At 73.0% G+C, this 25,867-nt stretch carries 19 protein-coding genes; 7 read left to right on the top strand and 12 right to left on the bottom strand.

The window, feature by feature from the left end; genetic code table 11:
* Positions 1–43: 43 nt before the first annotated feature.
* A complete protein-coding gene (locus AB0J86_RS06610) occupies positions 44–4,030 on the top strand; it encodes a discoidin domain-containing protein (RefSeq protein ID WP_363853543.1) in 3,987 nt (1,328 codons plus the stop codon).
* A 101-nt stretch (positions 4,031–4,131) separates the two neighbouring features.
* On the opposite strand, the gene AB0J86_RS06605 is transcribed toward AB0J86_RS06610, so the two are convergent.
* Both AB0J86_RS06605 and AB0J86_RS06600 read right to left on the bottom strand, forming a co-directional pair.
* Complete coding sequence (locus AB0J86_RS06605; protein ID WP_363853540.1) at positions 4,132–4,803, bottom strand: DUF305 domain-containing protein; 672 nt, start codon at positions 4,801–4,803, stop codon at positions 4,132–4,134.
* A 99-nt stretch (positions 4,804–4,902) separates the two neighbouring features.
* The gene (locus AB0J86_RS06600; protein WP_363853538.1) at positions 4,903–5,340 is read right to left on the bottom strand and encodes a DUF6153 family protein; all 438 of its coding nucleotides are present in this window, start codon (positions 5,338–5,340) and stop codon (positions 4,903–4,905) included.
* Positions 5,341–5,808: 468 nt separating this feature from the next.
* Here AB0J86_RS06600 and AB0J86_RS06595 point away from each other — a divergent pair, with 468 nt between their 5' ends.
* A complete protein-coding gene (locus AB0J86_RS06595) occupies positions 5,809–7,779 on the top strand; it encodes a heavy metal translocating P-type ATPase (RefSeq protein ID WP_363853895.1) in 1,971 nt (656 codons plus the stop codon).
* A 164-nt stretch (positions 7,780–7,943) separates the two neighbouring features.
* Here AB0J86_RS06595 and AB0J86_RS06590 read toward each other — a convergent pair whose 3' ends face one another.
* Positions 7,944–8,525, bottom strand: coding sequence for an NADPH-dependent FMN reductase (locus tag AB0J86_RS06590; protein WP_363853536.1), 582 nt, complete (start codon positions 8,523–8,525; stop codon positions 7,944–7,946).
* Positions 8,526–8,642: 117 nt separating this feature from the next.
* Here AB0J86_RS06590 and AB0J86_RS06585 point away from each other — a divergent pair, with 117 nt between their 5' ends.
* On the top strand, positions 8,643–9,581 hold the full coding sequence (locus AB0J86_RS06585) for an AraC family transcriptional regulator (RefSeq protein ID WP_363853533.1): 939 nt from the start codon (positions 8,643–8,645) through the stop codon (positions 9,579–9,581).
* A gap of 14 nt (positions 9,582–9,595) precedes the next feature.
* Here the strand turns inward: AB0J86_RS06585 and AB0J86_RS06580 are convergent, their stop codons facing one another.
* The gene (locus tag AB0J86_RS06580) at positions 9,596–10,786 is read right to left on the bottom strand and encodes a low temperature requirement protein A (protein ID WP_363853530.1); all 1,191 of its coding nucleotides are present in this window, start codon (positions 10,784–10,786) and stop codon (positions 9,596–9,598) included.
* A 418-nt stretch (positions 10,787–11,204) separates the two neighbouring features.
* Between AB0J86_RS06580 and AB0J86_RS06575 the strand changes: the two genes are divergently transcribed.
* The 4 genes from AB0J86_RS06575 to AB0J86_RS06560 all read left to right on the top strand — a co-directional run bounded on the left by AB0J86_RS06575 (position 11,205) and on the right by AB0J86_RS06560 (position 15,731).
* Complete coding sequence (locus AB0J86_RS06575) at positions 11,205–12,176, top strand: aldo/keto reductase (RefSeq protein WP_363853527.1); 972 nt, start codon at positions 11,205–11,207, stop codon at positions 12,174–12,176.
* Between the two features lie 162 nt (positions 12,177–12,338).
* Positions 12,339–13,541: a S8 family peptidase gene (locus AB0J86_RS06570; protein ID WP_363853524.1), complete on the top strand. Its 1,203-nt coding sequence runs from the start codon at positions 12,339–12,341 to the stop codon at positions 13,539–13,541.
* A gap of 241 nt (positions 13,542–13,782) precedes the next feature.
* Positions 13,783–14,796 (top strand): SEC-C domain-containing protein, encoded by a 1,014-nt coding sequence (locus tag AB0J86_RS06565; protein WP_363853893.1) that lies wholly within the window; start codon positions 13,783–13,785, stop codon positions 14,794–14,796.
* A 200-nt stretch (positions 14,797–14,996) separates the two neighbouring features.
* Positions 14,997–15,731, top strand: coding sequence for a GNAT family N-acetyltransferase (locus tag AB0J86_RS06560; RefSeq protein WP_363853521.1), 735 nt, complete (start codon positions 14,997–14,999; stop codon positions 15,729–15,731).
* A gap of 4 nt (positions 15,732–15,735) precedes the next feature.
* On the opposite strand, the gene AB0J86_RS06555 is transcribed toward AB0J86_RS06560, so the two are convergent.
* The 8 genes from AB0J86_RS06555 to AB0J86_RS06520 form a co-directional block, all read right to left on the bottom strand.
* Complete coding sequence (locus tag AB0J86_RS06555) at positions 15,736–17,175, bottom strand: alpha-amylase family protein (RefSeq protein ID WP_363853518.1); 1,440 nt, start codon at positions 17,173–17,175, stop codon at positions 15,736–15,738.
* Between the two features lie 235 nt (positions 17,176–17,410).
* Complete coding sequence (locus tag AB0J86_RS06550) at positions 17,411–19,780, bottom strand: peptidoglycan-binding domain-containing protein (protein WP_363853515.1); 2,370 nt, start codon at positions 19,778–19,780, stop codon at positions 17,411–17,413.
* A 166-nt stretch (positions 19,781–19,946) separates the two neighbouring features.
* A complete protein-coding gene (locus tag AB0J86_RS06545; RefSeq protein WP_363853512.1) occupies positions 19,947–20,687 on the bottom strand; it encodes a hypothetical protein in 741 nt (246 codons plus the stop codon).
* A 58-nt stretch (positions 20,688–20,745) separates the two neighbouring features.
* On the bottom strand, positions 20,746–21,495 hold the full coding sequence (locus AB0J86_RS06540; protein ID WP_363853510.1) for an SDR family oxidoreductase: 750 nt from the start codon (positions 21,493–21,495) through the stop codon (positions 20,746–20,748).
* Between the two features lie 191 nt (positions 21,496–21,686).
* Positions 21,687–22,403, bottom strand: coding sequence for a TetR/AcrR family transcriptional regulator (locus AB0J86_RS06535; RefSeq protein WP_363853507.1), 717 nt, complete (start codon positions 22,401–22,403; stop codon positions 21,687–21,689).
* Between the two features lie 96 nt (positions 22,404–22,499).
* Positions 22,500–23,588: an NAD-dependent epimerase/dehydratase family protein gene (locus AB0J86_RS06530; protein WP_363853504.1), complete on the bottom strand. Its 1,089-nt coding sequence runs from the start codon at positions 23,586–23,588 to the stop codon at positions 22,500–22,502.
* 57 nt (positions 23,589–23,645) lie between these two features.
* Positions 23,646–24,329 carry a phospholipase gene (locus AB0J86_RS06525; RefSeq protein WP_363853501.1) on the bottom strand — a complete coding sequence of 228 codons (684 nt, stop codon included), beginning with the start codon at positions 24,327–24,329 and terminating at the stop codon, positions 23,646–23,648.
* A 127-nt stretch (positions 24,330–24,456) separates the two neighbouring features.
* Positions 24,457–25,695 carry an FAD-dependent monooxygenase gene (locus AB0J86_RS06520; protein ID WP_363853499.1) on the bottom strand — a complete coding sequence of 413 codons (1,239 nt, stop codon included), beginning with the start codon at positions 25,693–25,695 and terminating at the stop codon, positions 24,457–24,459.
* Positions 25,696–25,867: the final 172 nt, after the last annotated feature.

Below are 25,867 nucleotides of genomic sequence, written 5' to 3'. Positions count from 1 at the left end.
GGGCGCTAATGACAACGTTGTCTCCGTCCCTCCTGGAGTCCTCATGGCCGACGTACCACCCGTCTCCCGACGCGCCTTCCTCACCGCCGGAGGCGGCCTGCTCGCTTCCATCGGCGTGGGCGCCCTGCTCCCCGGGACGGCGGAGGCCGCCACCCCCGGGACGGGCGGCGCCGACGCCACCGACCTCGCCCTCTTCCGCCCGGTCTCGGCGTCCTCCACCGACTACGCCCCGACCCCGGCGTCGTTCGCGGTCGACGGCCTCCCGCAGGTCGGCGTCCGTGGCTCCGGTTGGCGCGCCACGCAGGGCGACCCGCAGTGGATCGCCGTCGACCTCCAGGCGGTCTGCCAGGTCGAGGCGATCACCCTGACGTTCGAGGCCACCCTGGCCGACCCGCCGTTCGACGGCGACTACAACAACGCGGACGGCGACGAGATCCAGTCCAGCGCCGCCGTGGCGTACCGGATCGAGACCTCGACCGACGGCAAGACCTGGACGTCGGTCCACGAGACCAGCGACGGCCAGGGCGGGGTCAACGCGATCAAGCTGGGTACCCCGGTCAGGGCCCGGCACGTCCGGATGACCGCGACCAAGCGGCACAACACCAACCCGCTGGGACTCAACGGCTTCCAGGTGTACGGGCGTCCGCTGGGTCCCCGGCCCGGCGCCAGTGGCTGGACCGACTGGGCCGGCGGCAACACCGGGCCGGCGCCGGCGCTCACCGTGGCCGCCGACGGCACCGTCCCGCTGGAGTCCGGCTGGGCGCTCACCCTGGACGACTTCGCCGGCACGGCGGACGGCGCCGCGCTCTCCACCGGGCGGCGCGACGTGCGCGACTGGCTGCCGGCGACCGTCCCGGGCACGGTGCTGGCCACGCTCGTCGAGCAGGGGCACCTGCCCGATCCGGTGGCCGGCTTCGCGAACCAGCGGATCCCGGAGGCGCTGTCCCGGCACTCGTGGTGGTACCGGCGCGAGTTCACGCTGCCGCGCGGGCTGGACGTCTCGGCCGGCCGGCACGTGTGGCTCGAGTTCGACGGCATCAACCACGAGGCCACCACCTGGGTGAACGGCGTGAACGTCGGGACCGTCACGCACCCGTTCGCGCGCGGGATCCTGGACGTCACCGAGGCGCTCCGGGGCCGTACCGAGCACGCGATCGCCGTGAAGATCACGCCGATGCCGCACCCCGGCACGCCCGGCGAGAAGACCCTGACCAGCTGGACGTTCCTCAACGGCGGGTCGCTCTACCTGGACTCGCCGACCTACCTGGCGGTGTCCGGCTGGGACTGGATCCCGGCGATCCGCGACCGCGTCTCGGGCATCTGGAACCATGTGCGGCTGCGCAGCACCGGCAGCGTCCTGGTCGGGGACGCCTACGTCTCCACGAAGCTGGCCGGGCAGCGTACGGCGAAGTTGACCGTCACCGTCCCGGTGCGCAATGTCGCCTCGACCGCCACGACCGTCACCGTCCGGGCGTCGTTCGACAAGGTCCGCCTGGAGAAGACCGTGACCGTGGCCGCCGGCGCGAGCACCGACGTGGTCTTCGCCCCGGTCGAGGTGAAGAACCCGAAGCTGTGGTGGCCCAACGGGTACGGTGACCAGGTCCTGCACGACCTGACCGTGACCGCCACCGTCGGCCGCGCGGTCAGCGACACCAGGAAGGTGAGGTTCGGCATCCGCGAGTTCGCCTACGAGTCGTTCCAGCCCGTGGTGATCTCGCCCCCGCCCGTGCCGCCGCTGAGCTTCGACAACGGCAAGGCCAGCCAGACCGTCACCTTCGACCGGCAGCACAAGCGGTTCGTGCGGATCCAGGCCGACCAGCGCGCCACCGGCTGGGGCGTCTCCATGTGGTCGCTGGAGGTGCACGACGGCGAGACCGGCCCCGACCTCGCGCGGGGCGGTACCGCGCGCGCGTCCACCGAGGCCGACGGCACCTCCGCCGCCGCGGTCGTCGACGGCGACGTCGACACGCGCTGGACCTCCGAGTACCGCGACGACCAGTGGATCCAGGTGGACCTGGGCGCGGCGGCCGACTTCGACCGGGTCACCATCCTGTGGGAGTCGGCGTACGCGATGACGTACCGGGTGCAGGTGTCCGACGACGGCGACGCCTGGACCGACCTGAAGACCGTGAGCAACGAGACGCCGATCGGCAACACCGGCCGCCAGGTCGTCGACCTTCCGTCGCAGACCGCGCGTTTCGTCCGGATCCAGGGTCACAAGCGGGCCACCGACTACGGTTTCTCCGTCTGGACGCTGTCCGTGCGGCAGGCCGCGCAGCCCTCCACGGACCTGGCGCTGGGCAAGACCGCTACGGCCTTGACGGCCGAGGACGGGAACCCGGCGTCGAACGCGGTGGACGGCAATCCGCGTACTCGGTGGGCCTCGGCCGCGCAGGACGAGCAGTGGATCCAGGTGGACCTCGGTGACGCGGTCACCTTCGACCAGGTGGAGATCGCCTGGGAGGTCGCGTTCGCCCGCACGTTCACCGTCCAGGTTTCGCACGACGGCCGGACGTGGACCGACGTCAAGGACGTGGACAACCACGAGATCGAGCTGAAGATCATCGTGAACGGCGTGCCGGTCTTCTGCCGTGGCGGCAACTGGGGCTGGGACGAGATGCTGCGCCGTACCGAGCCGCACCGTACCCGCGAGATGGTCGAGCTGCACCGCGACATGAACTTCACGATGATCCGTAACTGGATCGGCAGCAGCAACCGGGAGGAGTTCTACGCGGCCTGCGACGAGTTCGGGCTGCTGGTGTGGAACGACTTCTGGGAGGCCGGGCCGTTCATCTCGGGCTCGCCGGTCTACGACGCGATCGTCGCGGACACGATCAGCCGCTACCGTCACCACCCGAGCATCGCGGTGTGGTGCGGCGCGAACGAGCAGTTCCCGCCGGGCGCGATCGACGCCGGCATCCGCAGGGCGGTGGCCGAACTCGACCCCGAGGTCATCTACGTGCCGTCGTCGAACGCCGGTGTGGTCAGCGGCAGCGGGCCGTGGCACTGGATCGACCCGGACACCTACATCGATCCCAGCAATTACGTCAAGGGCGTGTTCGGCTTCCACACGGAGATCGGCATGCCGGTGCTCCCGCACGCCGAGACGATGGAGAACCTGGCCGCTGAGGAGCCGGCGTGGCCGATCAGCCAGGTCTGGGGCTACCACGACTGGGCGGCCAACGGGAACCAGCACGTCGACCGCTACCAGAAGGCGATCGAGGACCGGCTCGGCGTGGCGGACTCGCTGGACCAGTTCACCCGGCGCGCCCAGTTCGTGAACTACGAGAACCACCGGGCGATGTTCGAGGCGTGGAACTCGTCGCTGTTCCAGAACGCCAACGGCCTGCTCCTGTGGATGTCGCAGGCCCCCTGGTACAGCACGGTGTGGCAGACCTACGACTACGACCTGGACGTCAACGGCGCGTACTACGGCGCGCGCAAGGCCGGCGAGATGCGGCACATCCAGGCGGACCCGGGTACGTGGCGGGTGCGGGCGGTCAACCACACCGCCACCGCCCTGTCCGGCGTGGTGACGGCCCGCTACTACGACCTGGCCGGCCGCGAGACCAGCAAGGCGCAGACCCGGGCGGTCACGGTGGCGCCGTCCTCCACCACGCCCGCGTTCACCCTGACCGAGCTGCCCTCCTTCCATCTCGTACGCCTGGAACTGCGCGACACGGCGGGCACGCTGATCTCCGAGAACACGTACTGGCGGTACGCGAAGCCCGAGGACATGCGCGTCCTCACGGCCATGCCCCGGACCCGCCTGACCGTGACCACCGGCCCGGCCGCACGTGCGAACCGCGAGGCCCTCTCCGCCACGGTGACCAACCGAGGTTCCGCGGCGGCCCCCCTGGTGCGTCTGGCCCTGCGGGATGGCCAGGGCAACCGGGTCCTCCCCGCCACCTACGACGACAACTATTTCTGGCTGCTCCCCGGCGAGTCCCGCCGCGTGACGGTCTCCTGGCCCAAGCGCCTGGGCCGCCCCCGTGGCCTGACGGTGACCGCCCAGTCCTACAACTCCTGAACCGCACGCCGGCCGGCCCGCCAAGGCCGGCCGGCGTCCGGGGTCCGGACCGGCCGGCGTTCGAGGTCCGGGCCGGCCGGCGTTCGGGCTGGCTCGGGTGGCTACCTCTTGTCGAGCAGGTCCCGCATCCGCGCGATCTCGGCGTTCTGGTCGGCGACGATCGCGGTGGCGAGCTTCTTCGCCTCGGCGTTGCCGCCGTCCTGCTGCTCGGTGGTGGCCATCCGGACCGCGCCCTCGTGATGCTCGATCATCATCCGCAGGAACATCCGGTCGAACTCGGCGCCCTCGATCTTCTCCAGGCTCGACATGTCGGTACCGCTCATCATGCCGGGCATCGGGTTCGTGTTCCCGTGGCCGCCGTGCGCGCCACCGGGCATGGCGGAGGCACCGGGCATGGCCGAGGCGCTCGGTACGGCCGCGCTCCAGGCGGTGAGCAGCGCGGACATCTGTCGGATCTCCGGCTCCTGCGCCTGCTTGATCTTTGCCGCGAGGGTCTTGATCTCCGGGTCGCCGGCCCGGGCCTGCGCCATCTCGGCCATCTGCACCGCCTGCCGGTGGTGCGGGATCATGCCCTGGGCGAAGACGACGTCGGCCTCGTTGTGGTCCCCGCCGGCGGCGGTGGCGCTCGTGCTGGGCCCGGCGCCGGTGTCGTGCCCGCCGCCGTGTGCGCCGCCCGAACCGGCGCAGCCGGCGGTCAGGGCGAGGGCCGCGAGGGTGGCGAGGGCCGCGCCGCCGGTCGCGAGGACGCGGCGGAGCGTGGAATTGGTACGCATGGTGCATCGACTCCTTGACGAATGTCGGTGATGACTTCTCGCCCGCCGTGGCGTACGGCCACGCGCGCGCGGTGAACGTGCGGTTCGTCAGGAGTCGGTCTACGTGCGGGAGATGGAGAGTTGGGTCAGGGACGGTGGCCCGCACCCGGAGCCGTCGGCGGCGTCGTACGCGGCGGTGTCCGGGCCGAGCAGTACCGCCGGTGCGGCGATCCTGGGTGTGGCCGGTAGCGGTGGCGCGAGTGGGGTCGCGGTGTGCGGGACGAGACCCTGGCACACCTGCCCGGGATGGCCGTGCCGGTGCTCCGGGCAGCCGCCGTCGCCGCGGGCGCACCCCGCCCCGTCGGCGCTGGCGTGCGCTCGGGCGACGGGCGCGACCGGTGCCGCCCCGTGGTGGGCGTGGACGTTCGGCGCGCCGGCGAGTTGGTGCATCACGACGAGACCGAACAGGGTGGCCAGCAGCAGCACCCACCGCGACCAGCGCCGCCGGGCCCCACCACGGTTGCGGTGCGGCGGCCGCGAGGTTGCGCCGGTCGTCATCGCCTGAATCCTATGACCGGCCGCCCCGGCGCCGGGCGCCTGCCCGAGAGATCGCGCGGACGAGGGACCGGGCGAGCGAGGGGACGAGCGAGGGGAGTCGCCCGGGAGGGGTGACAACCCTTGCGCTTATACCCCCCGGGGGTATGCTGGCTGCCGAGAATGGGAGGCGATGAGATGCGCCACGATCTTGCCGGCCACGGGCCGGAGTCGCAGGGTTCGACCACTCCCGCCACCGGGGACTCCCCCGGCGCCCCGCCCGCCCGGGCCGGCGGGCCGTACGGTGCCGCCGGGCCGGCGCCGGGGATGACGCACGGCGGCCACGACCATCCTGCGGACCACCGCGGGCACGAGCCGGGCCAGGACCGGCAGGGCGCGGGCGGGGACCGAAACCACCCGGATCACGGCGGGCACCACCCGGGAGACGGCGGGCACCAGGGGCACGACAAGCACGCCGGTCACGACCCGGAGATGTTCCGGCGCAAGTTCTGGCTGAGCCTGGCGCTGACCGTACCGATCGTCGTCACCAGCCACATGGTCATGGAGTGGTTCGGGTACTCCCTCGACTTCCCCGGCATCTCCTGGGTCGGCCCGGTCCTGGGCAGCGCGGTCTTCTGCTACGGCGGCTGGCCGTTCCTGGTCGGCGCGGTCCGTGAGCTGCGCGACCGGGCACCCGGGATGATGCTGCTGGTCGCGATGGCGATCACGGTGGCCTACGTGGCGTCGCTGGCCACCACCGCGGGCGCGTTCGACCTGGACTTCTGGTGGGAGCTGGCCGCGCTGGTCACGATCATGCTGCTCGGCCACTGGCAGGAGATGAAGGCGATCGGCCAGGCCCGCGGGGCGCTCGCCGCCCTCGCCGCGCTCCTGCCCGACGAGGCCGAACGGGTCACCGACGGCGGCATCGAGCGGGTCACCCTCGCCGAACTGCGCGTCGGGGACGTGGTGCTGGTCCGCCCGGGATCCCGGGTACCGGCCGACGGCGAGGTGGTCGACGGCCGGGCCGAGCTGGACGAGTCGATGATCACGGGCGAGTCCCGTCCGGTGCCCCGTACCGTCGGGGACCGGGCGACGGCCGGCACGGTCGCCACGGACTCCGCCATCCGGGTACGCGTCGACGCCGTCGGCGAGGACACCGCCCTGGCCGGGATCCAGCGCCTGGTCGCCCAGGCCCAGCAGTCCCAGGGCCGGGCGCAGCTGCTCGCCGACCGGTTCGCCGCCTGGCTGGTCTACGTCGCGACCGGCACCGCCCTGGCCACGTTCGTCGTCTGGTCGGCCCTCGGCGACGTCGACCAGGCCGTGGTGCGTACCGTCACGGTCCTGGTGATCGCCTGCCCGCACGCCCTCGGGCTGGCCATCCCGCTGGTCGTCGCGCTCTCCACCGCGGTGGCGGCCAAGTCCGGCATCCTGGTGAAGGACCGGCTGGCGCTGGAGCGGATGCGCACCGTCGACGCGGTGCTGTTCGACAAGACCGGCACCCTGACCCGGGGCGCGCACAGCGTCACCGGCATCGCCGGCACGCCGGGACACGACGAGGACGACGTGCTGCGGCTGGCCGGCGCGGTGGAGTCCGAGAGCGAGCATCCCCTCGCCCGGGCGATCGTGGCCGCCGCCGAGCAGCGCGGACCGCGGGCCCACGCGACGGAGTTCCGGTCGTTAACCGGCCGCGGCGTACGGGCCACGGTGGACGGGATCGAGCACGCCGTCGGTGGCCCGGCGCTGCTGCGCGAACTCGACCTCGACGTCCCCGACGACCTCGCCGAGGTCACCGCGCGGTGGTCCGGACGCGGTGCCGCGGTGCTCTACCTCGCCCGGCTGGATCAGCCGGCGGCCCGGATCCTCGGCGCGCTCGCGTTGGAGGACCAAGTCCGTCCGGAGGCCCGGGAGGCCATCGACCAGCTGCGGCAGCAGGGCGTCCGGAAGCTGATGATGATCACCGGGGACGCCCGGTCGGTCGCCGAGTCGGTGGCCGCCGATCTCGGGTTCCGGCCGGGGGTGGACGAGGTCTTCGCCGAGGTGCTCCCGGCCGACAAGGACGAGACCGTCACCGACCTGCAACGCCGCGGCCTCACGGTGGCGATGGTCGGCGACGGGGTGAACGACGCGCCCGCCCTGGCCCGCGCCAACGTCGGCATCGCCATCGGCGCCGGTACCGACGTCGCCATCGAGTCCGCCGGCGTCGTCCTGGCCTCCTCGGACCCGCGCGGCGTCACCGCCGTCATCCGGCTGTCCCGCTCCTCCTACCGGAAGATGATCCAGAACCTGGCCTGGGCCGCCGGCTACAACGTCGTCGCGCTGCCCCTGGCCGCCGGGGTGCTGGCGTGGGCCGGGATCACCCTCAACCCGGCGATCGCCGCCGTGCTGATGTCCGCCTCCACGATCATCGTGGCGCTCAACGCCCAACTGTTGCGCCGCGTGCACCTCGCGCCGGCCGGGCAGTAGCCGGGGCGGGCGTTTGGTGGCCACCGCTCGGTCCGCGGAGACCACCGGACGCTCGTTCCGGGCGACGCGGGCGCCGGCGCGGCCACTTCCTGCTGCTCGTTCCGGGGCACGCCGACAGCGGCGCGCCCCGCAACGGCGGAGGACCGGGTACGCCTCGCCGGCCGTTACGCCGCCTGCCCGGCGTGGGCGCCGGCGCGGACCGCACGCAGCGCGCCGCTCCACTCGACCAGTTCGCCGAGCATCGCGTGCGCCAGCTGCTCGCGGGACTCCTGCGGTCGGAACTGCGTGAAGTCGACGAAGTCCGTGGCCAGCGAGAGCGGCACGCTGGCTCCCACGTCCGCGATCCGCACCTGGGCCACGACCTGCCGGAGCTGCTCCACCGCGCGGACGCCGCCCTCGCTGCCGTAGCTGACGAACCCCGCCGCCTTGTTGTTCCACTCGGCGTAGAGGAAGTCGATCGCGTTCTTCAGCGCCGCCGGCATGCCGTGGTTGTACTCGGGCGTGACGAACACGTACCCGTCGAAGGGGCGGATCCGATCCGCCCAGCGCTGGGTGTGCGGCCGGGCGTACTGGCCCAGCATCGGCGGGACCTCCTCGTCCATGGGCGGCAGGTCGACGTCCCGGAGATCGATGATCTCGTACGTCGCGCCGCCGTGCCGGGTCGCGACCTCGTACACCCAGTTGGCCACGGCCATACCGGCACGGCCGGGGCGAACGCTGCCGACGACGATGGCGATCTTCAACATGGAACCCTCCTTGATTGCGTCATCGGCAGGCTATGTGCGTGACGTTGAGACGATCCATGCGTGATCACGTCAAATCCATACGCCATCGTCTCAGCGAGCGCGGAATAGGATGGCGGCGTGGACGTTCTGAGCCAGGCGCTGACCGCGGCCCGTACCGGTCACCCGGTCTCGTACCGGGTCGACTGCCGCCCACCGTGGGGCCGGGCGTTCCCGTCCGTCCCCGGCGTCGGCTTCCACGTGGTCCTCGAAGGGTCGGTCTGGCTGATCGCCCGGACCGGCCGGCCGGTACCGCTCGGAGTCGGCGACGTCGTCGTGTTCCCGCACGGCCACGGGCACGCGATGGCCGACCGTCCGGACACGCCCCTGCTGCCCATGTCGTACGTCCCCGAGGCCGTGCCCGACGACGATCGGCGTACCACCGCGGTCGGGCCGGACGGCTCCGGCGCGGGCGGCGCCGGTGCCGCCATGCTGTGCGGCATGTACCGCCTCACCCGGGAACGAGCGCATCCCCTGCTCGCGGGCCTACCCGAGATGATCCATCTACCCGCCCGACTCGGGCGGCACAACCACCTCCGGTCGACGATCGACCTGCTCGCCGACGAGCTGCGCCGGCCCGGTCCCGGTTCCCACGTGGCGACCACCGCCCTGATCGACCTGCTGCTGGTCCACCTGCTGCGCGGCTGGTACGAGAGCACCTCGACCGCGGGCTGGGCGGCCGCGCTCACCGACCCGGCGGTCAGCGCCGCGCTCCGCGCGATCCACGCGGAGCCCGCGCGGCCCTGGAAGGTCGAGGGGCTCGCGGCGCTGAGCGGTGTCTCCCGGGCGTCCTTCGCGCGCCGTTTCAAGGACCTGACCAGCCAGGGACCGCTGAGCTACGTCACGTGGTGGCGCCTGACGCTCGCCGCCAACCTGCTCCGCGGTACGGACGCCCCCATCGCGACGGTCGCCCGCCAGGTCGGCTACACCTCGGAGTTCGCCTTCGCGAACGCGTTCAAGCGCGAATACGGCACGGCCCCCGGCCGCTACCGGCGTCCCGAGGGCGCCGAGGGCGCGTGATCCCACCGGCGGGGCTATCTCGGCGGGGCGGGGTGCTCCGGTGGTTTGTGCCAGCTGCGGCGGGCGTCGGCGAAGGCGACGCCGGCCAGCACCACGGTGGCGGCCGCGGTGGCGCCGAGCGGGGGTACGTGCAGGGCGATCGGTGCGGCCAGCCCGAGGGCGACCACGCCACCGGGGCGGGACCAGGAGACCCGGTTGAAGACCTGGTGCTCGAAGCTGGCGCGGCCGACCAGGAACAACGCCGGACCGCCGAGGATGAGCCACAGCCAGGACGCCTTGGTGTCGCCGTACGGGTCCGCGATGACGAGCTTGAACCCGGCGGCGGTGACCATCGCCCCGGCCACCAGCAGCAGGTGGATGTACGGCCCGGACTTGACGAAGTGCTTCGGCTGCACCGAGGCGGCGATCGCCTCGGGGAGCAGTTCGCCGGCCTTGTGCGAGTACACCCGCCAGAGCAGCAGGGTGTGCAGGAAGAAGACCACGAGGGTGGGCGAGCGCGGGGCGTGCGTGCTGGCGGTGAGCCCGAGCCCGCCCACCAGGATCGCGTCGCCGAGCGCGATGATGAAGAACTGCTGGTACCGCTCCGCGAGGTGGTGGGCCATCACGTGGCGCTGCCCGAGGGGTACCCGCCCGAGCCGGGGGATGGGGTAGGCCGCCCAGAACGCGCCGTAGTCGATGGCCAGTGCCAGCAGCCAGCAGCCGAGGCGGGCATCGCCGTCGACCAGTCCCCCGGCGATCCACGGCACGGCGGAGAGCACGAACCAGAACAGGATCCGTTGGGCCCGGTGCTGCATCTCGGGCTGTCCGCGTACCAGCGGCGCCAGGAACGCCGGGCGGCTGAGGTGGATGGCCACGTAGCTCGCCGCGAAGATCAGGCCGTGCCGGGGGTTCACGAACGCCGTGGGAATGTTGATCGCGAGCAGCATGCTCGCGAGCATCACCGTGATGATCAGGGCCCGGATCTGCGGTCGGAGCCCGTCGTACATGTTGCAGGCCAGCGCGGTGATCGACCAGACCCACCAGAGCGCCATGAGCATGACGGCGGAGTGCAGCGCCCCGAGCGGGTTCAGTTCGCGCGACAGGCTGCCCGAGATGTTCGCCAGGGCGACCACGAAGACCAGGTCGAAGAAGAGTTCCAGCAGGCTGACCCGGCGCTCTTCCTGACGCGTCGTCGGCACCGGGGCGCTGCGGGCGTCATCCGTCATGACCGGTCCCGGCATGGACCGGTCCGGATCCCACCCGCATCCGCGACTCCTGTTCGAACTGCCCAGGCGGGGTGGTGCTCGTGACCGCCACCGAAGCCATCGCCTTCTAGTTCATAACACGACTCATCGGGAGAAATTGCCCGTTTCGCCGCCCCGAGCGGCTCCGAGCGTCCCGAGCGCCCGGAGGGGCCCGAGCCGCCGGGCGGCGGTGAGCGCCCGGGACCGGGGCTGGGCGAGAACTCGGGTGGCTCATAGTCCGGGTTGTGGATCACCGTTGGTCGTGAAAACTGGTATCGATCAGCTGCCGCGGCGGCAGGCGCCGAGCCGGGGCTCGGCCCGGCTCGGCCCGGTCCGGGGCCGCGGGCACGCCGGGCGGCCGTCGGCGAGGCCAGGCGGAGGCGGGGGAGGGGAACGCGAGGTGCGTTACCAGCGACTGGGCGCGTCCGGGCTGATGGTGTCGCGGATCGGCCTGGGGATGATGAGCTTCGGCGATCCGGCCGTGCTGGCCTGGTCGCTGCCCGAGGAAGCGGCGGAGCCGATCGTACGGCGCGCCGTGGAGGCGGGCGTGACCTTCTTCGACACCGCGGACATGTACTCCGACGGGGCGAGCGAGCGGCTCACCGGGCGGCTGCTCGGCAGGTTCTTCGCACGGCGCGACGACTACGTGCTCGCAACCAAGGTCTACTACCCGACGGGAGACGGCCCCAACGGCCGCGGGCTGAGCCGTAAGCACATCATGGCCGCCGTCGACGCGTCGCTGCGGCGCCTCGGAACCGACCACATCGACCTGTACCAGATCCACCGCTGGGACCACGGTACGCCGGTCGAGGAGACCATGTCGGCGCTGGACGATCTGGTTCGCGGCGGCAAGGTGCGCTACCTCGGTGCGTCGCTGATGCGCGCGTGGCAGTTCGCCAAGGCGCAGCACACGGCACAGTTGGGCGGATGGACGCGGTTCGTCTCGATGCAGACCAGGTACAACCTGGTCTATCGGGAGGAGGAGCGGGAAATGATCCCGATCTGCGGAGACCAGGGGGTGGGCGTGCTGCCGTACAGCCCGCTGGCCCGGGGACTGCTCGCCCGCTCGCCCGGCGCGCCCGGCGGTACGACCCGGTCGCGGGCCGAGGGGGACCGGTCGAGAACCGGTGACGGCGACGCGGAGATCGTGGACGCGCTGCGCGCGGTGGCCGCCACGCGCGACGTACCGCCCGCCCGGGTCGCGTTGGCCTGGCTGCTGGGCAAGCCGGCGGTGAGCGCGCCGATCATCGGGGCGACCAGGGCGGACCAGCTCGACGACGTCCTGCGCGCGGTCGACCTCGAACTCACTGCGGCGGAGACCGCGGCGATCGAGGCGCCGTACCGCCCGCACGAGCCGTACGGCTACTCGTAGTCGTACCCGGCCGGGAAGCCGTCACTATGGGGTGATTAGGGGACTCGAAACCTTTCCATGGGTCTATGTGGCTGTTAGCGTCCGCTTCACTGATCACTCGGCCGGACCGACCTCGCCAGGGGTGTCGAAGCGTGCTCGGCCATCGATCTGGGGAGGAAACGGATGGCTCGAACTGTGCGGCTGGTCCTCGCGGCCGGCGCGGCCACGTTGCTCGGCGCGCTCGGTGCCCCGCTGGCGGCCGGCGCGGCCCCGCCGGCCGAGGGCTCGATCCTCGCGGCGCCCGGCGCGGAGGTCGTACCCGACAGCTACATCGTGGTGCTCAAGGCGGGTGGCGGAACGGTCGCCGGCCAGGCGACGAAGATCGCCAAGAGGCACGACGCGAAGGTACGCAAGACGTTCTCGCGCACCCTGCGCGGCTTCTCCGCCAGCATGTCGGCCCAGCAGGCGCGGCGGCTCGCCGCCGACCCGGCCGTCGCCTACGTGCAGCCCAACGTCGTGCACCACGTCGCGGCCACCCAGGCCAACCCGCCGTCGTACGGGCTGGACCGGATCGACCAGCGGAACCTGCCGCTCAGCTCGTCGTACACCTACAACCAGACGGCGTCGAACGTGCGGGCGTACATCATCGACACCGGCATCCGCACCAGCCACGCCGACTTCGGCGGTCGCGCGGTCAGCGGCTTCGACGCCGTCGACGGCGGGGCGGCCGACGACTGCAACGGGCACGGCACGCACGTCGCCGGCACGGTTGGCGGATCGGCGTACGGGGTGGCGAAGGGCGTGCGCCTGGTCGCGGTACGGGTGCTCGACTGCAACGGCAGCGGCACCACCGAGCAGGTCGTCGCCGGCATCGACTGGGTCACCGCGAACGCGGCGAAGCCGGCCGTGGCCAACATGAGCCTCGGCGGCGGCGCCGACGCGGCGCTGGACGACGCCGTACGCCGGTCGATCGCCTCCGGGGTCACCTACGCCATCGCGGCGGGCAACGGCCTGCTCGGCCTGATCTCGCTCGACGCGTGCACCCAGTCGCCCGCCCGGGTCACCGAGGCGCTGACGGTCTCGGCGACCGACAACACCGACCGGAAGGCGAGCTGGGCCAACCGCGGCACCTGCGTCGACGTCTTCGCCCCCGGCATCGACATCACCTCGGCGTGGAACACCGACAACGCCGCGACGAACACGATCAGCGGCACCTCGATGGCGACCCCGCACGTGACCGGCGCGGCCGCGCTCTACCTCGCCGGGCACCCGACCGCGACGCCGGCCCAGGTGCACGCGGCGATCGTCAGCGGCGCCACCACCGGCGTGGTGCTCAGCCCCGGCTCGGGCTCGCCGAACCGCCTCCTCTACACCGGCGGCTTCTGACCCCACGGCGGCACCGCCCCGCACCAAACCCGCACCAAACCCGCGCCGGCTCGCACCGGCTCGCACCGCGTCGATCATGGAGTTGTGGCTGGAGATACGGGGCAGACGCCCCGGTATGTCCGAGCCACAACTCCATGATCGGCGAGGTGGTCGACGCGGCGGCCGGCGAGGTGGTCGACGAGGAGTGAGACCCAGATCAACGGCGGCGGATCCTTTCCCGCAGTACCGTGGGACGGTGCCGATGAAGACCGATCTGACCAGCGCAGATCTCAACGAAATTCGTCAGTCCGCCCTCGGTGCCGCCGACCCGCTGGGTGCCGCGGCCCAGCTCGCCGAGGCGGTGGAGGCCGGGCAGTTGGCCGACCCCGACGACGCCGGCTACGCCCTCGCGCTCGCCGCCGAGATCGCCGAGAGCCGGAGCAAGCTGGAGGCCGCGCTGCGGTACGCGGACCGGGCCGTCGAGGCGTACGGGACGCGGGACGACACCCGGGCCGGCGCCGCCCGGGCGCTGCGGGCCCGGATCCTGTTCCGGTCGGGGCGCGCGGACGAGGCGATGGCCGAACTCGAACCCCTGCGCCCGCTGCTCACCCGGTACTCCGACGCCGCCGCCTACGTCAGCGCCGCGCTGGCCGCCGGCGGGCGCACCCGGTTGGCCGAGGAGTGGCTCACCGAGGCGGTGCAGGCCGCGCTCGCCGAACGCGCCGCCTCCCCGGACCAGTCCGCCGAGCCGGCGACCGCCGACGAGGCCGGTCTCCTCTTCTTCCTGCTCCAGCAGCGGCACCGGGTACGCCACGCGCTGGGGTTGCCGCACGACCAGCACGACAACCTGGCGGACCGGCTGGAGACCCGGCTCGCCAACACGGCCGCCCGGGCGGGCACCGAGGCCGCCGAGAGCGACCTGCTCTTCTGGTCGCGGCCCGAGTTCGACCGGCTGGTGGCCCAGTGGCCCGCCCTGGCGGAGTCGTACGGCGGGACCTGGGACGAGCACCGCGCCCGGCTGGAGCGGGAACTGGTCCGGCTGGCCGGCGCCGGGCGTACCGGGCTGAGCCTGCTTCCCGGCTCGGTGGACGGGCTGGGCGGTTACGCCAAGGGTCGCGACGGCGAGCCGACGGACCGGAAGGTGCTGGCCGGGTACGCGGGACAGCTCGCGGCCGGGCCGGGCCAGATCGGCTGGCCGCCGGAGCGCAACGAGCCGTGCTGGTGCGGCTCCGGGAACAAGTACAAGAAGTGCTGCCTGCCGCGCTCCCGCGGCTGAGGCACGACGGGCCGGACGACGACCGGCCCCCGGGCCGGACGGCGGCGGGCATCCTCGCTGCCGGACGGCGACCGGGCAGCTTCCCGGGCCGGGCGGCGACCGGGCATTGCGGTGCCGAACGTTCCGGGGCCGGCGGCGGCTGGGCCGCCCCGGTTCCGGGACTTCGCAGGTCAGGACCGGGGAGCGCTAGGGTCGCGTCCGTGGAACCCCTCGACACGCTGCTCGCCGCGCACCGGGCGTACCTGCTCGGCTGGGACATCGGCGCGACCGGCGGACCCGACCTGGTGACGTACCGCAGCGGCGTACCGCACGCGAGCCTCAACGGCGTGCTGCGGGTCTCCGGACGCGCTCCGCGGGACGCGCTCGCCGAGGCCCGCGAGCGCCTCGACGGCGTACCCCGGCTCTGGTGGGCGGGGCCGGACAGCGACGCCGGCACCGCCGACACCCTGGTCACCCTCGGCGCGGTCCCGCTCGGCGAGATGCCGATCATGGCCGTGGAGATCGACCGGGCCGCGCCCGCGCCGATCCCGGCCGGGCTGCGCATCGCGGAGACCGCCGAGCTGGACGAGTTCGTCGGGGCGTACTCCCGGGTCTCCGGAATCCGCCCGGAGGGGGTGGCGGCCACGGTCGAACGGGAGAAGGCGTTCGCCGGGGACGGCACCGTGGTGAGGCTGGCCGGCCGCCTCGACGACGGCCGCGTCGTCGGTACCGCCGTCGCCTGGCTGAGCCACGGCCTGCTCACGCTCTTTTTCGTCGGTACCCAGCCCGAGCACCGCCGGCGGGGCATCGGCGCCGCGATGACGAGGGCCGCCCTCGACCTGGCGGCGGAGCACGGCGTACGCACCGCCGCGCTCACCGCGAGCGCGGCCGGCGAGCCGGTCTACCGCCGCCTCGGCTTCCGTACGGTCGGCACGTTCCGCCTGCTGTCGTTCTGACCGGTCAGCCGATCTTCGCGCCGACGTGGATGGCGACCGCGTCGTGCGCGGGTACGTTCGCCTGGAACCAGCCGCTCGCGTCCACGGTGATGACCGGGCCGGTGCAGGAGCCGCCGGTGTGGTCGCCGTGGATGACGTCGCAATACCGTCCGGCGGGCAGGTTCGTCCGGTACGAGCGGCCGTCGACCGCGCTCTCCTCGTCGTTGATGGTGAGGTAGCCCTTGCCGTTGCGGCCGAACGCGATGTGGTTGTTGCCGTTGTCGTACCAGTTGACCACCGAGGTTCCGGCGACGGCGTTGTGGAAGCCGACCATGTTGGCGATCACCTGCCAGCGGTGTTCGCAGCGCCAGCCGCCGCTGAAGCAGGTCGAGTTGTTCGTCCTGCCGCTGGCGTCCGACGGCGGACCCTGGTCCCGGTTGCCGAACTCGTAGCTGGACATCACCGCCGGGGAGCCGTACGGCCAGGCGAGCATGAACGCGTTCGCGAGCGCGTAGACGCCGTTGTCCCGGTACGTCAGCACGTCGCCGCCGTCGCGCTGGGTGTCGTGGTTGTCGGTGAAGACCACGGCCTTGCCGCTGGCGAGGTAGCCCCAGGGCTCGCCGAAGTTGTTCAGGTACGCCAGCTTCTCCCGGCGGAACACCCGGCCGAGGTCCTTGCCGTACCGGAACTCGTGGACGTCGCCGTTGCCGGTGTACTCGGTGGGCTGGATCGGCTCGCCGGCCCCGTAGATGACCTCCTGCACCAGGTACGCCGACCGGGAGAGCTTCGCCTTGACGGCGGCGATGTCGGCGGCCGGCATGTGCTTGCTGCCGTCCATGCGGAACCCGTCCACCCCGAGGCTGAGCAGGTCGTTGAGGTACCCGGCGAGCCGACCGCGGACGTACTCGGTCTCGGTCGCGAGGTCGGCGAGGTTGACCAGCTCGCAGTTCTGTACCTCCCACCGGTCGTTGTAGTTGACGATGTCGTCGTTGCCGTTGCGACCGCAGTGGTGGAAGTCCTGACTCTGGTAGATGCCGGGATAGGTGTACGGCGTGTAGGTGGACCCGGCCCAGCCGGTGCCGGACCCCACGCCGGTCGTGTGGTTGACCACCGCGTCGACGATGACCTTCACGCCGGCGTTGTGGCAGGCGTTCACCATCGACTGGAACTGGGCCCGGGTGCCCTTGCGGGACTCGATCCGGTAGCTGACCGGTTGGTAGGCGACCCACCACTGCTGCCCGGTGACGTGTTCCTGGGGTGGGGAGACCTGGACGTAGCCGTAGCCGCGCGGCCCGAGGAAGTTCTGGCACTCCGCCGCCACGGAGGGCCAGTTCCACTCGAAGAGCTGGACGATCACGTCCTTGGCGCCGGGCGGTGCGGCGGTCGCCGGCCTGCCGACCGGCGCGGTCAGCGTCGCCACCAGGGCGGTCGCGAGCGTTGCCGCGAGGGTGGTTCTCCGTCGCATGGGCGGACTCCTGTCGTACGAGGGGACGGATCTCGTGGGGTGAGCGGGAGTCGATGGAGCCGGGAGAAATTTTGCAGCAAGCTTGCAATCGAGTTTCATGGATGTCAAGGGTGTGCGGGCAAGCCGTGGACGGCGCGCGCGTTCGCGACACAACCCGGGCTACGGGACGGGGTCAGCGCGTCGCGCCCCGCCCGACGGGACGGGGCGCGGACCGTGCGGCGCGGCTGCCCCGGCCTCAGTACGAGAAGTCGACGTGGAAGTGCGTCACCAACGGGCCGTGCCAGTTGAGGTTGCCCGGCCGCTTCACCGTCGTACCGTCGGGCAGCTTGACCTCTTCCTCCGTGACGTTGTCCTGGTTGCCCATCCGGCCGTGCTCGGCGCCCTTGCCGCCGTGGGCGCGCGCGTTGAACTCGCGGGCCACCACGTAGTCGTCGTAGAGGATCTGGTACGTGAAGCCCAGCTTCCCGGCGGCGGTGTCGATCGCCTCGGCGAAGCGGAACGCGACGTCCTTGCCGAAGTACGCCGCCTGCTTCGGGCTCTCCGGGTACATGTCGAGCGACCGGAAGCGCCCCTTGAACCCGCCGCTCGCGTGCTCGCCCGACATGCCGCCGTAGGTGCCGGCCGAGAAGGTGCCGAAATCGGACTGGATGGCCCGCAGGATGTCGAGCATCGTCTTGTGCACCGGGGTCTTCCCGTCCTCGGCCCAGCCGGCGAAGTCCGCCGTGGTCGGTACGACCAGGTTGCCGGCGGCCTGCTCGGCGTCGATCCGGGCCTTCTTGAAGGCGCCCTCGTTGAGCTGCCCCAGCCCCTTGAGCTTCGCCTCCTCGGCCTGCGCCAGCGCCGCCTGCTGCTCGGGCCCGGTCAGCTCCTCGGGCTGCTTGCCGGCCGCGGCGGCGGCCTTGGCCAGCGCCGCCTTCTTCTCCTTCTCGCTGAGCGGCTTCTTCAGCTGGTCGAGGCGGTCGTGGATCGCCTTGGCCCGCTGGTCCGGGGAGAGGATCTCCGGTACGGGATCCGCCCGCCTGCCGCCGCTCGCGCCGATGGTCTCGAAGTCGAGCCGGTCCCGCCGCTCGACCATCCAGCCCCACACCGCGTTCGCCTCCCACTGGCGAACCGTCTCCCGCTGCTTGTGCCGGATCGTCTGCATGTGCAGCTCGATGGTCGGGTCGGTGGCCTTCGGGTTCTTCTTCTTGAACGTCGTCCGCTCCTGTTTCAGCCCGGACACGAGCCGGTCCGGCAGCCGCCACCAGGGCACCCCGAACGAGCTGCGCGTGAACGACGCCTGGAGCACGTCGTCGAAGTCCTGCTGGAGCTGGCTCTTGTCCCGCCACAGCTTCGGGTCCTTCGGCTTGCGGCCCTGGTAGCAGGTCGCCATCTCCTCGGCGAACTTCTCGGCGTCGCCGTGGGCCCAGAACGGGGAGGAGTCCTTGATGGAGTCGAGCGGCAGCGGGGTCTCCGTCGCGGGCAGGGTCGCGCTCGGGTCGGGCGTGAACGGCAGGGCGGCGACGGTGGCGGGCGCCGCCGGCGGCTCGGTGATGGCGCAGCCGCCCGGGTTCCGGGCGAAGTTGGGCGTGACCGGCGTCGGCTGCGGTCCGGGTGGGACCGGTCCGGGTGGCACCGGCTCGGGTGGTTGTGGTCCGGGTGGGACCGGTCCGGGCGGGACTGGACCGGGCGGCACCGGCCCCGGCGGCACCGGCTCGGGCGGCTGAGGCCCCGGTGGCACCGGGCCGGGTGGCACGGGGACCGGCGATGGCGGTACGGGCGGCTCCACGCAGGGTTCCTGACCGGCGTCGCCGTGCTCCGGCGCCGCCACCGGCTGGGTCTGTACGACGGCCTGTACGAGGGTCTGCGCGGGTGTGTCCGGGTCCGCCCCGGCGGCCACCGGCAGCGGGCAGAACCGGGGCGGCCCCGGCGGGAAGAGCTGGTCCAGCCGCCCGATGGTGCCCGGCCCGACGTCGCCGTACTGCTCGAAACCGAGCCGGTTGTCGGCCTTGAAGGTGCGGACCGCGGCGGCCGTGCGGGCGCCGTACCGGCCGTCGACGGTACCGAGGTCGTACCCGAGATCGGTCAGTGCCTGCTGCACCTTCTCGACCGGGCCGCCCCGGTCGCCCGGCCGCAGCCGGTCCGCGTCGGCCGCACAGGCCTGGAGCTTCGACTCGCCCGCGAACCGGGGCGAGGTCAGCGGCGCGTGGACCACCGGTGCCCGCCGCCCCGCGTCCGGGCGCGCGCCGTCGGATGCCGGCTCCGGGCTCGCCGGCTCGGTCTCGCCACCCGCCGGCCCCGGGCCGGTGGTCTCGCCGCCCGCCCCGGTGGACTGGCGTTGCAGCGAGTCGTCGACGAGGGAGTCTCCGGCCCCGGCGTCGCGCGCGGCCAGCTCGGCCCGGGCCGCCTCCTGCTTCTCCGGCGGGCAGTCGCACGGTACGGGCCCGCAGCGCTGGACGGTGAGCATCGACGCGACCGCCCGGTTGCCGGCCGTACGCTGCAATCGCAGCAGGTCGCGCGGCGCCAGGGCCCGGGCCGCGAGCGGCGCCTCGCCCGTCGGTACCGCCGCCGGGGCCCGCTGCGCCGTCGGGACCGCCGTTCTGATCTTGGTAGTGCGGACCTTCATCGCGGGCCTCCGTTCGGGTCCTCGCCGTAGCTCAACCCGGGGACCGGCCCGGCGCAAGAGTCCGCCGCGCAGCATCGGCTTCCCGATCGGACAGTCGCCCCAGAGCCTCGCCGGGGCGTCCGCCGGGATCGCCGGTCGAGAACCAGCCGGCCCCGGCCCGAGACGGTCAGGAGAAGCGTTCGATCGTGACCGGGATCAGCCCCTGCGCCCGCATCGCGGTGGCCAGTTCCCGCAGCAGCGGGCCGAGCGTGTCCCGCCCGCCGCCGGCCAGCCTGGCGGTCACGTCCACGCACCAGGCGGTACCGGTGCCGATCCGGCGCAGCTCCCAGCTGAACGCGTCGTCGCCGATCCGGCGGTGGGCGGTACCGAACACCCGGGCCCGGGGATCGCCGAGGTCGCCCGTGATCGACATGCGCCAGCCGGCTCCGAGGTTCGCCACGCCGGCCGGGGACAGCTCGTTGGCGAAGAGGATCCGGTGGACCTGACGGTCGGGGGAGCCGAGACCGACCGGGTCGGGGCCGAGCCGCAGCGGCGCGGCGGTGGCGAGCGGCTCGCCGTCGCCGAAGTAGCCGCGCAGCGTCGCCTCGTCGGGCAGCTCACCGCCGCCGAGCCGCCGGTACGCGGCCGCGGCCTCGGCCCGGGGCACCGCGACCACCCGCCGGCGCAGCTCCGGGTCGACCCGCAGGCCCCGGCTGAAGGCCGACGAACCCCACCACTGGCGGTCCGCCGGACTCCACCCCGTGCCGTCGAGCCGGATCGCCGTGTGGTCCGCGTCGAGCACGAACTCCTCCACGACGATGGCCTCCAGTCGATCCGGGCTCTGGCCCTCGGCCCGCCGCGGCTGGACCGGCCCGGGGTGGAGCAGGTAGTAGTCCAGCCCGTCCGGTCCCGCGTCCACCGTCGTCACGCTCAGCATTCTCGACCGTACGGGCCGGTCCGCGCGCGTGACGCGCGGACGGTCGAGGTCAGATCACCCCGCCGTTGGCGCGCAGTACCTGCCCGTTGACCCAGTGGCCGTCGGGGCCGGCGAGGAAGGCGACCACGTTGGCGGCGTCCTCGGGTTGACCCAGCCGCTCCAGCGGCGACTGGGCCGTCAGCCGCGCCACGGTCGCCTCGTCCTTGCCGTCGAAGAAGAGCTCGGTGGCGGTCGGGCCGGGGGCCACCACGTTGACGGTGACGTTCCGGCCGCGCAGCTCCCGGGCGAGCACCAGGGTCATCGCCTCGACCGCGCCCTTCGTGGCCGCGTACGCGCTGTAGCCCGGGAAGGCGAGCTTCACGACCGAGGAGGAGATGTTGACGATGGCGCCGCCGTCGCGGATGCGCCGCACCGCCTGCTGGCTCACCACGAAGGTGCCCCGGACGTTGACCCGGTACAGGTCGTCCAGCACGGCGAGGTCCAGCTCGGCCAGCGGGGCCAGCGGCATCCGGCCGGCCACGTTCACCACCACGTCGACGCCGCCGAACTCCCGCTCGGCGGTGTCGAAGAGGGCGGCGACGGCCTGCTCGTCGGCGACGTCGGCGCGTACGGCGATCGCCCGGCCGCCGGCGTCCTCGATCTCCTTGACCGTCGCGGCGGCCTCGACCTGGTTGTTCGCGTAGGCGGCCACCACGGCGAAGCCGTCGGCGGCGAGGCGCCGGGAGACGGCGCGGCCGATGCCGCGGGTGCCACCGGTGACGATGGCGGTACGGGTGGACGGGGTGGTCTCGACGGACATGACGTTCTCCTCGTTGCGGGGTGGTGTTGCGGGATGATCGGGGCGGATGCTCCCGGAGTCGCGGCACGGGCCGGCGGGGTCGGGGCGTGTTTCGTCGCCGGTCGTCGCGCTCGGGCGTCGACCGAAAGGCGTCGCGGTACCGGGGCCTGGTGGTACCGGGGTCTCGTGGTACCGGGGTCTCGTGGTTCGGGTCAGACGGTGGGTCGGTCGGAGATGCGGGTCAACCACTCCAGCAGCAGCGCGGTCTCGGTCGGGGTGAGCGGGCTCTCCGGCGACGCCCGCAGCAGGGCGCCGAGGTTCGCGGCGGCCACCGCCAGCTCGCCGCGTGGATCAGTGGCCGGCGCGGCGGTACGGGCCGGCTCGTCCGGGGTCACGATGGCCGCGACGACCGCCTCGCGTACCCGGGTGGAGATCTCGGCGGTGTCGCGGTAGATGCCGGGCCGGGTGACGAGCAGCAGCGCGACCCCGGTGTTGGCCGGCATCACCAGCTGCGCCGCCAGCTCGGGGCTCACCCGCAGCCGCCCGGCGGCGGCGCAGCGCTCCAGCACGGCCAGGAGCAGCTCGTGCGCCTCGGTGGCCGCGGCCGGGGGCGTGGAGAGGCCGGGCGAGTACATCAGCCGGTAGTAGTTCGGGTTGTCCAGCGCGAACGCGACGTGGTTGTCCCAGCCGTCGCGCAGGTCCCGGACCGGGTCGGCGGAGGCCTTGCGGGCCCGCTTGCTCGCCAGGTACTGCTCGAAGCCGAAGTCGACGACGGCGGTGAGCAGCCCCTCCTTGTCCCCGAAGTGGCGGTAGAGGACCGGCGCGCCGACTCCGGCGGCCTCGCAGACCGCGCGCGTCGAGACGTCGGCCTCGGGCGAGCGGGTGAGCAGCTCGGCCGCCGCGTGCAGAATCCGTGTTCTCACATCCACGTAAGCGACGATAACAGTTCCGCCGTAACGCCGCTACCTCAGGGCTGTAATCATCGTTACGCGCGAGGGCTCCCCGAGCGGGAATACGGGTCGGGCTCAGGCGCGCTGGCCGAGGCCGGTGGCGACCTCCCGCGCCCGGCCGCCAGGCAGGCGCGGCGCCAGGGGCGGGGTCGGCATGCCGGCGCTCTCGCGCAACCCCTCCAGCAGCGCCTCGATCGCCTCCCGCGCGCTGTGGCGCGGGGTCCAGCCCAGCTCCGTCCGGGCCCGGTCGACGGCGAGGACCGGTATCCGCACCACCGCGTCGAAGAGGTGCGGCGAGGCGGGTACCAGGTGCAGGTGCCAGGCGGCGGCGACCGCCGCCCGTACCGGGCCGCGCGGCAGCCGTACCGTCCGGGCGCGCAGGCACTCGGCGAGCAGCCGCGCGTCCACCACCGGTTCCGCCGCGAGGTTGAACGGCCCCCGCGCGTCCCCGAGGGCGGCCAGCCGGTACGCCTCGGCGGCGTCGGAGCTGTGCATCACCTGGAACCGCAGGCCGGGCAGGTCCGGTACGACCGGTACCACGCCGGGCCGGACCAGCCGGTTCGGCAGCAGGGGGCCGGCGAACAACCGCCGCTGCTGGCTCGCGGACTCCCGCTTGAAGATGAAGCCGGGGCGCATCCGCACCACCCGTACGCCCGGGTTGCGCTCCTCGAAGGCGTCGAGGACCCGTTCCAGGTACGCCTTCTCCCGCGTGTAGCCCGCCGTCGGCCATCCGTCGGTCGGCCAGCCCTCGTCGACCCGCCGATCCTTCGGTCCGGGCGAGTACGCGCCGACGGAGGAGGCGTAGAGCAACGCCGGTACGCCCGCCGCGGCGACCGCCGCGAAGACGCGCATCCCGCCGACGACGTTGTTGCGCCAGGTCACCAGCGGCCGATGGGTCGGCTGGAACAGCCACGCGAGGTGCACGACCGCGTCCGCGCCGCGGAACAGCTCGACCAGGTCGGCGGTGACGACGTCCGCGGCGACCCACCGGGTCCGGGGCGGCGACCAGTCCGGCAGCCGGCGCGCCACGCCGACGACGGAACCGACCGCCGGGTCCCGGCTCAACGCCTCGACCAGGCTCGTACCGACGTTGCCGGTCGCGCCGGTCACCACGATCCGGGCACCCGGACCGCCATGACCCGGATCGCCGCCCACTCCGGTCATCGATCCCCCCTTCGGACGCCAGCCTCCTGGTTCCCGGTGCGGTCGGGGACAAACCGCTCAGTTCTCCGCGAGCCAGTCCAACGCCTCGCGCAGCACGTCGGGCGGGACCTCGTGCCCGCCGTCGAACTCGCGGTACCGCACCGCGTAGCCGGCCCGCTCCAGCACCGGTACCAGCCGCCGGCTGCACAGGTCGATCGGCAGGATCGCGTCGGCCCGGCCGTGGGAGACGAAGCAGGCCGGGGTGCCGACGCTGGCGCCCGGCGCGGCGAACCCGGGCGAGAACGCCAGCACCGCGCCGAAGACGTCGCCGTTGCCCAGCCCGAGCGAGAGCGCGTAGGAGGCGCCGTCGGAGAATCCGCCGACGGCCAGGTCCGGCCGGGCCAGCGCGTACCGGTCGAGCAGGTCGCGCAGCGCCGTGTCGACGCGTACCACGTCGGGGCCGAAGCCCGGGTCGACGACGTCCCAGGTCCGCCCGACCGACTGGGGCGCGAAGAGCAGCAGGTGCCGCTCGTCGGCGTGTCCGGCCAGCAGCCGTAGGCCGTCCTCGGCGCTGCCGCCGCTGCCGTGGAAGAGCACCACCAGGCGCTCCGGCAACCCCGGCGGCGCGTGCAGCAGGCCGACGACCTCGCCCGCCACCCGTACCTCGCCGCGTCCGGGCGGGGCGGTCGACCCCTCCGAGCGTCCGGGCGGCAGCCGCAGCCGCCCGTGCCGCGCGTGCGCCGGGACCTCTGGGTACGCCATCGATCGGCCGCCTTCCGCCGCACCGGATCCACCCGGACCCGCCGTCGAGACCCGCCCTACCCGGCCCGGCGCGCCCCATGCCGGTTGGGTCTCAACCGACCGGCGCCTGCGGCGCGCCTGCTGGGTCTCAACCGACCGGCGCCTGCGGCGCGCCGGCGGGGCGGGGCGCCGCGGTGCCGGCGTAGTCGGGCAGCGTGATGGCGTCGGCCTTCTGGAACTGCTTGGCGAGGATGGCGCGCATCGGCCAGCGTCCCATCATCCGCATCGACTGGTTCCGCGCCCAGATCATCAGCTGGGTCCGGGGCGCGAACCCGTTGAGCCCGCCGGGCGGCAGCTCCTGGCACTGCGCGACGTAGTCGCGCATGACCTCCTGGTACCGGGCGAAGGCCGTGCCGTGGTCGCCGCCCGCCGCCGCCAGCTCCCCGGCCAGCACGTACGCCCCGACCAGGGCCATGCTGGTGCCCATGCCGGTCAGCGGGGAACCGCAGTAGCCGGCGTCGCCGAGCAGTGCCACCCGTCCCCGCGACCAGACCGGTACGCGCACCTGGCAGATGCTGTCGAAGAAGAAGTCCGGTGCCGTCGGCAGCGCGTCCAGCAGCGCCGGTACCCGCCAGCCGACGCCCGCGAACGCCGCCGCGAGCAGGCGCCGCTGCCCGGGTACGTCGTGCCGGTCGTACTCCAGCGGCGGGGAGGTGAAGCTCAGCATCGCCTTCGCGGTGCCGCCGTTCTCGGGGCGGATGCCGGCCACCCGACCACCGGGCGCGTTGTACATGAGGAACCAGTTGTCCAGGTCGCCCGGGTCGGGGACGGTGAAGTAGGCCTGGTACCCGCCGAGCGGCCGCACGTAGTCCCGCTCGGGTCCGAAGGCGAGCCGCCGCACCCCCGAGTGCACCCCGTCCGCGCCGACCACCAGGTCGAACGTGCGCACCGCGCCGCTGGCGAACCGGACCCGTACGCCCGCGTCGCCCTGCTCCAGCTCGGTGATCCGGTCGCCGAAGAGGTACTCCACCCCGTCCGCCGTGGCGTCGTGGAGGATCCGGGCCAGGTCGCCCCGCATGATCTCGATTTCGGCCACGATCCCCTCGCCGCCGAAGAGGTCGGCGGGCATGCGCGCCACCCACCGGCCGTTCGCGTCGACGTTGGCCACGCCGCGCTCGTCGACCCGGGCCCGACGCACCTGGGGCATCAACCCCATCCGCTCGACCACCTCGCGCCCGGCGCCGCGCAGGTCGACCGCGTGCCCGCCGGGGCGGGGCGCCGGGGCGACCTCCACCACGGTCGGGGCGAAGCCGTGCCGGCGTAGCCAGTACGCAAGGGCCGGCCCGGCGATGCTGGCGCCGGAGATGAGGACGGTTCTGCTGGTCATGGGTAACTCCCGTTCGTGTACGCTGTACGCCGTGACGCGTACACGCTATACACACCGCCGATTGCCCGGCAATACCGCCGTTGTGCAGGGGTTTTGTCGGAACGGGAGTACTAGTACGCCAACTAGTACGCCTGAGCAGGTGCCCGGCCGGTCCCGCCGTCCGTACAGTGAA

The organism is Micromonospora sp. NPDC049559, assembly GCF_040676675.1.
In the GTDB taxonomy this organism is placed as follows: domain Bacteria; phylum Actinomycetota; class Actinomycetes; order Mycobacteriales; family Micromonosporaceae; genus JBFAPK01.
This window is presented reverse-complemented; position numbering and strand designations above follow the sequence as displayed.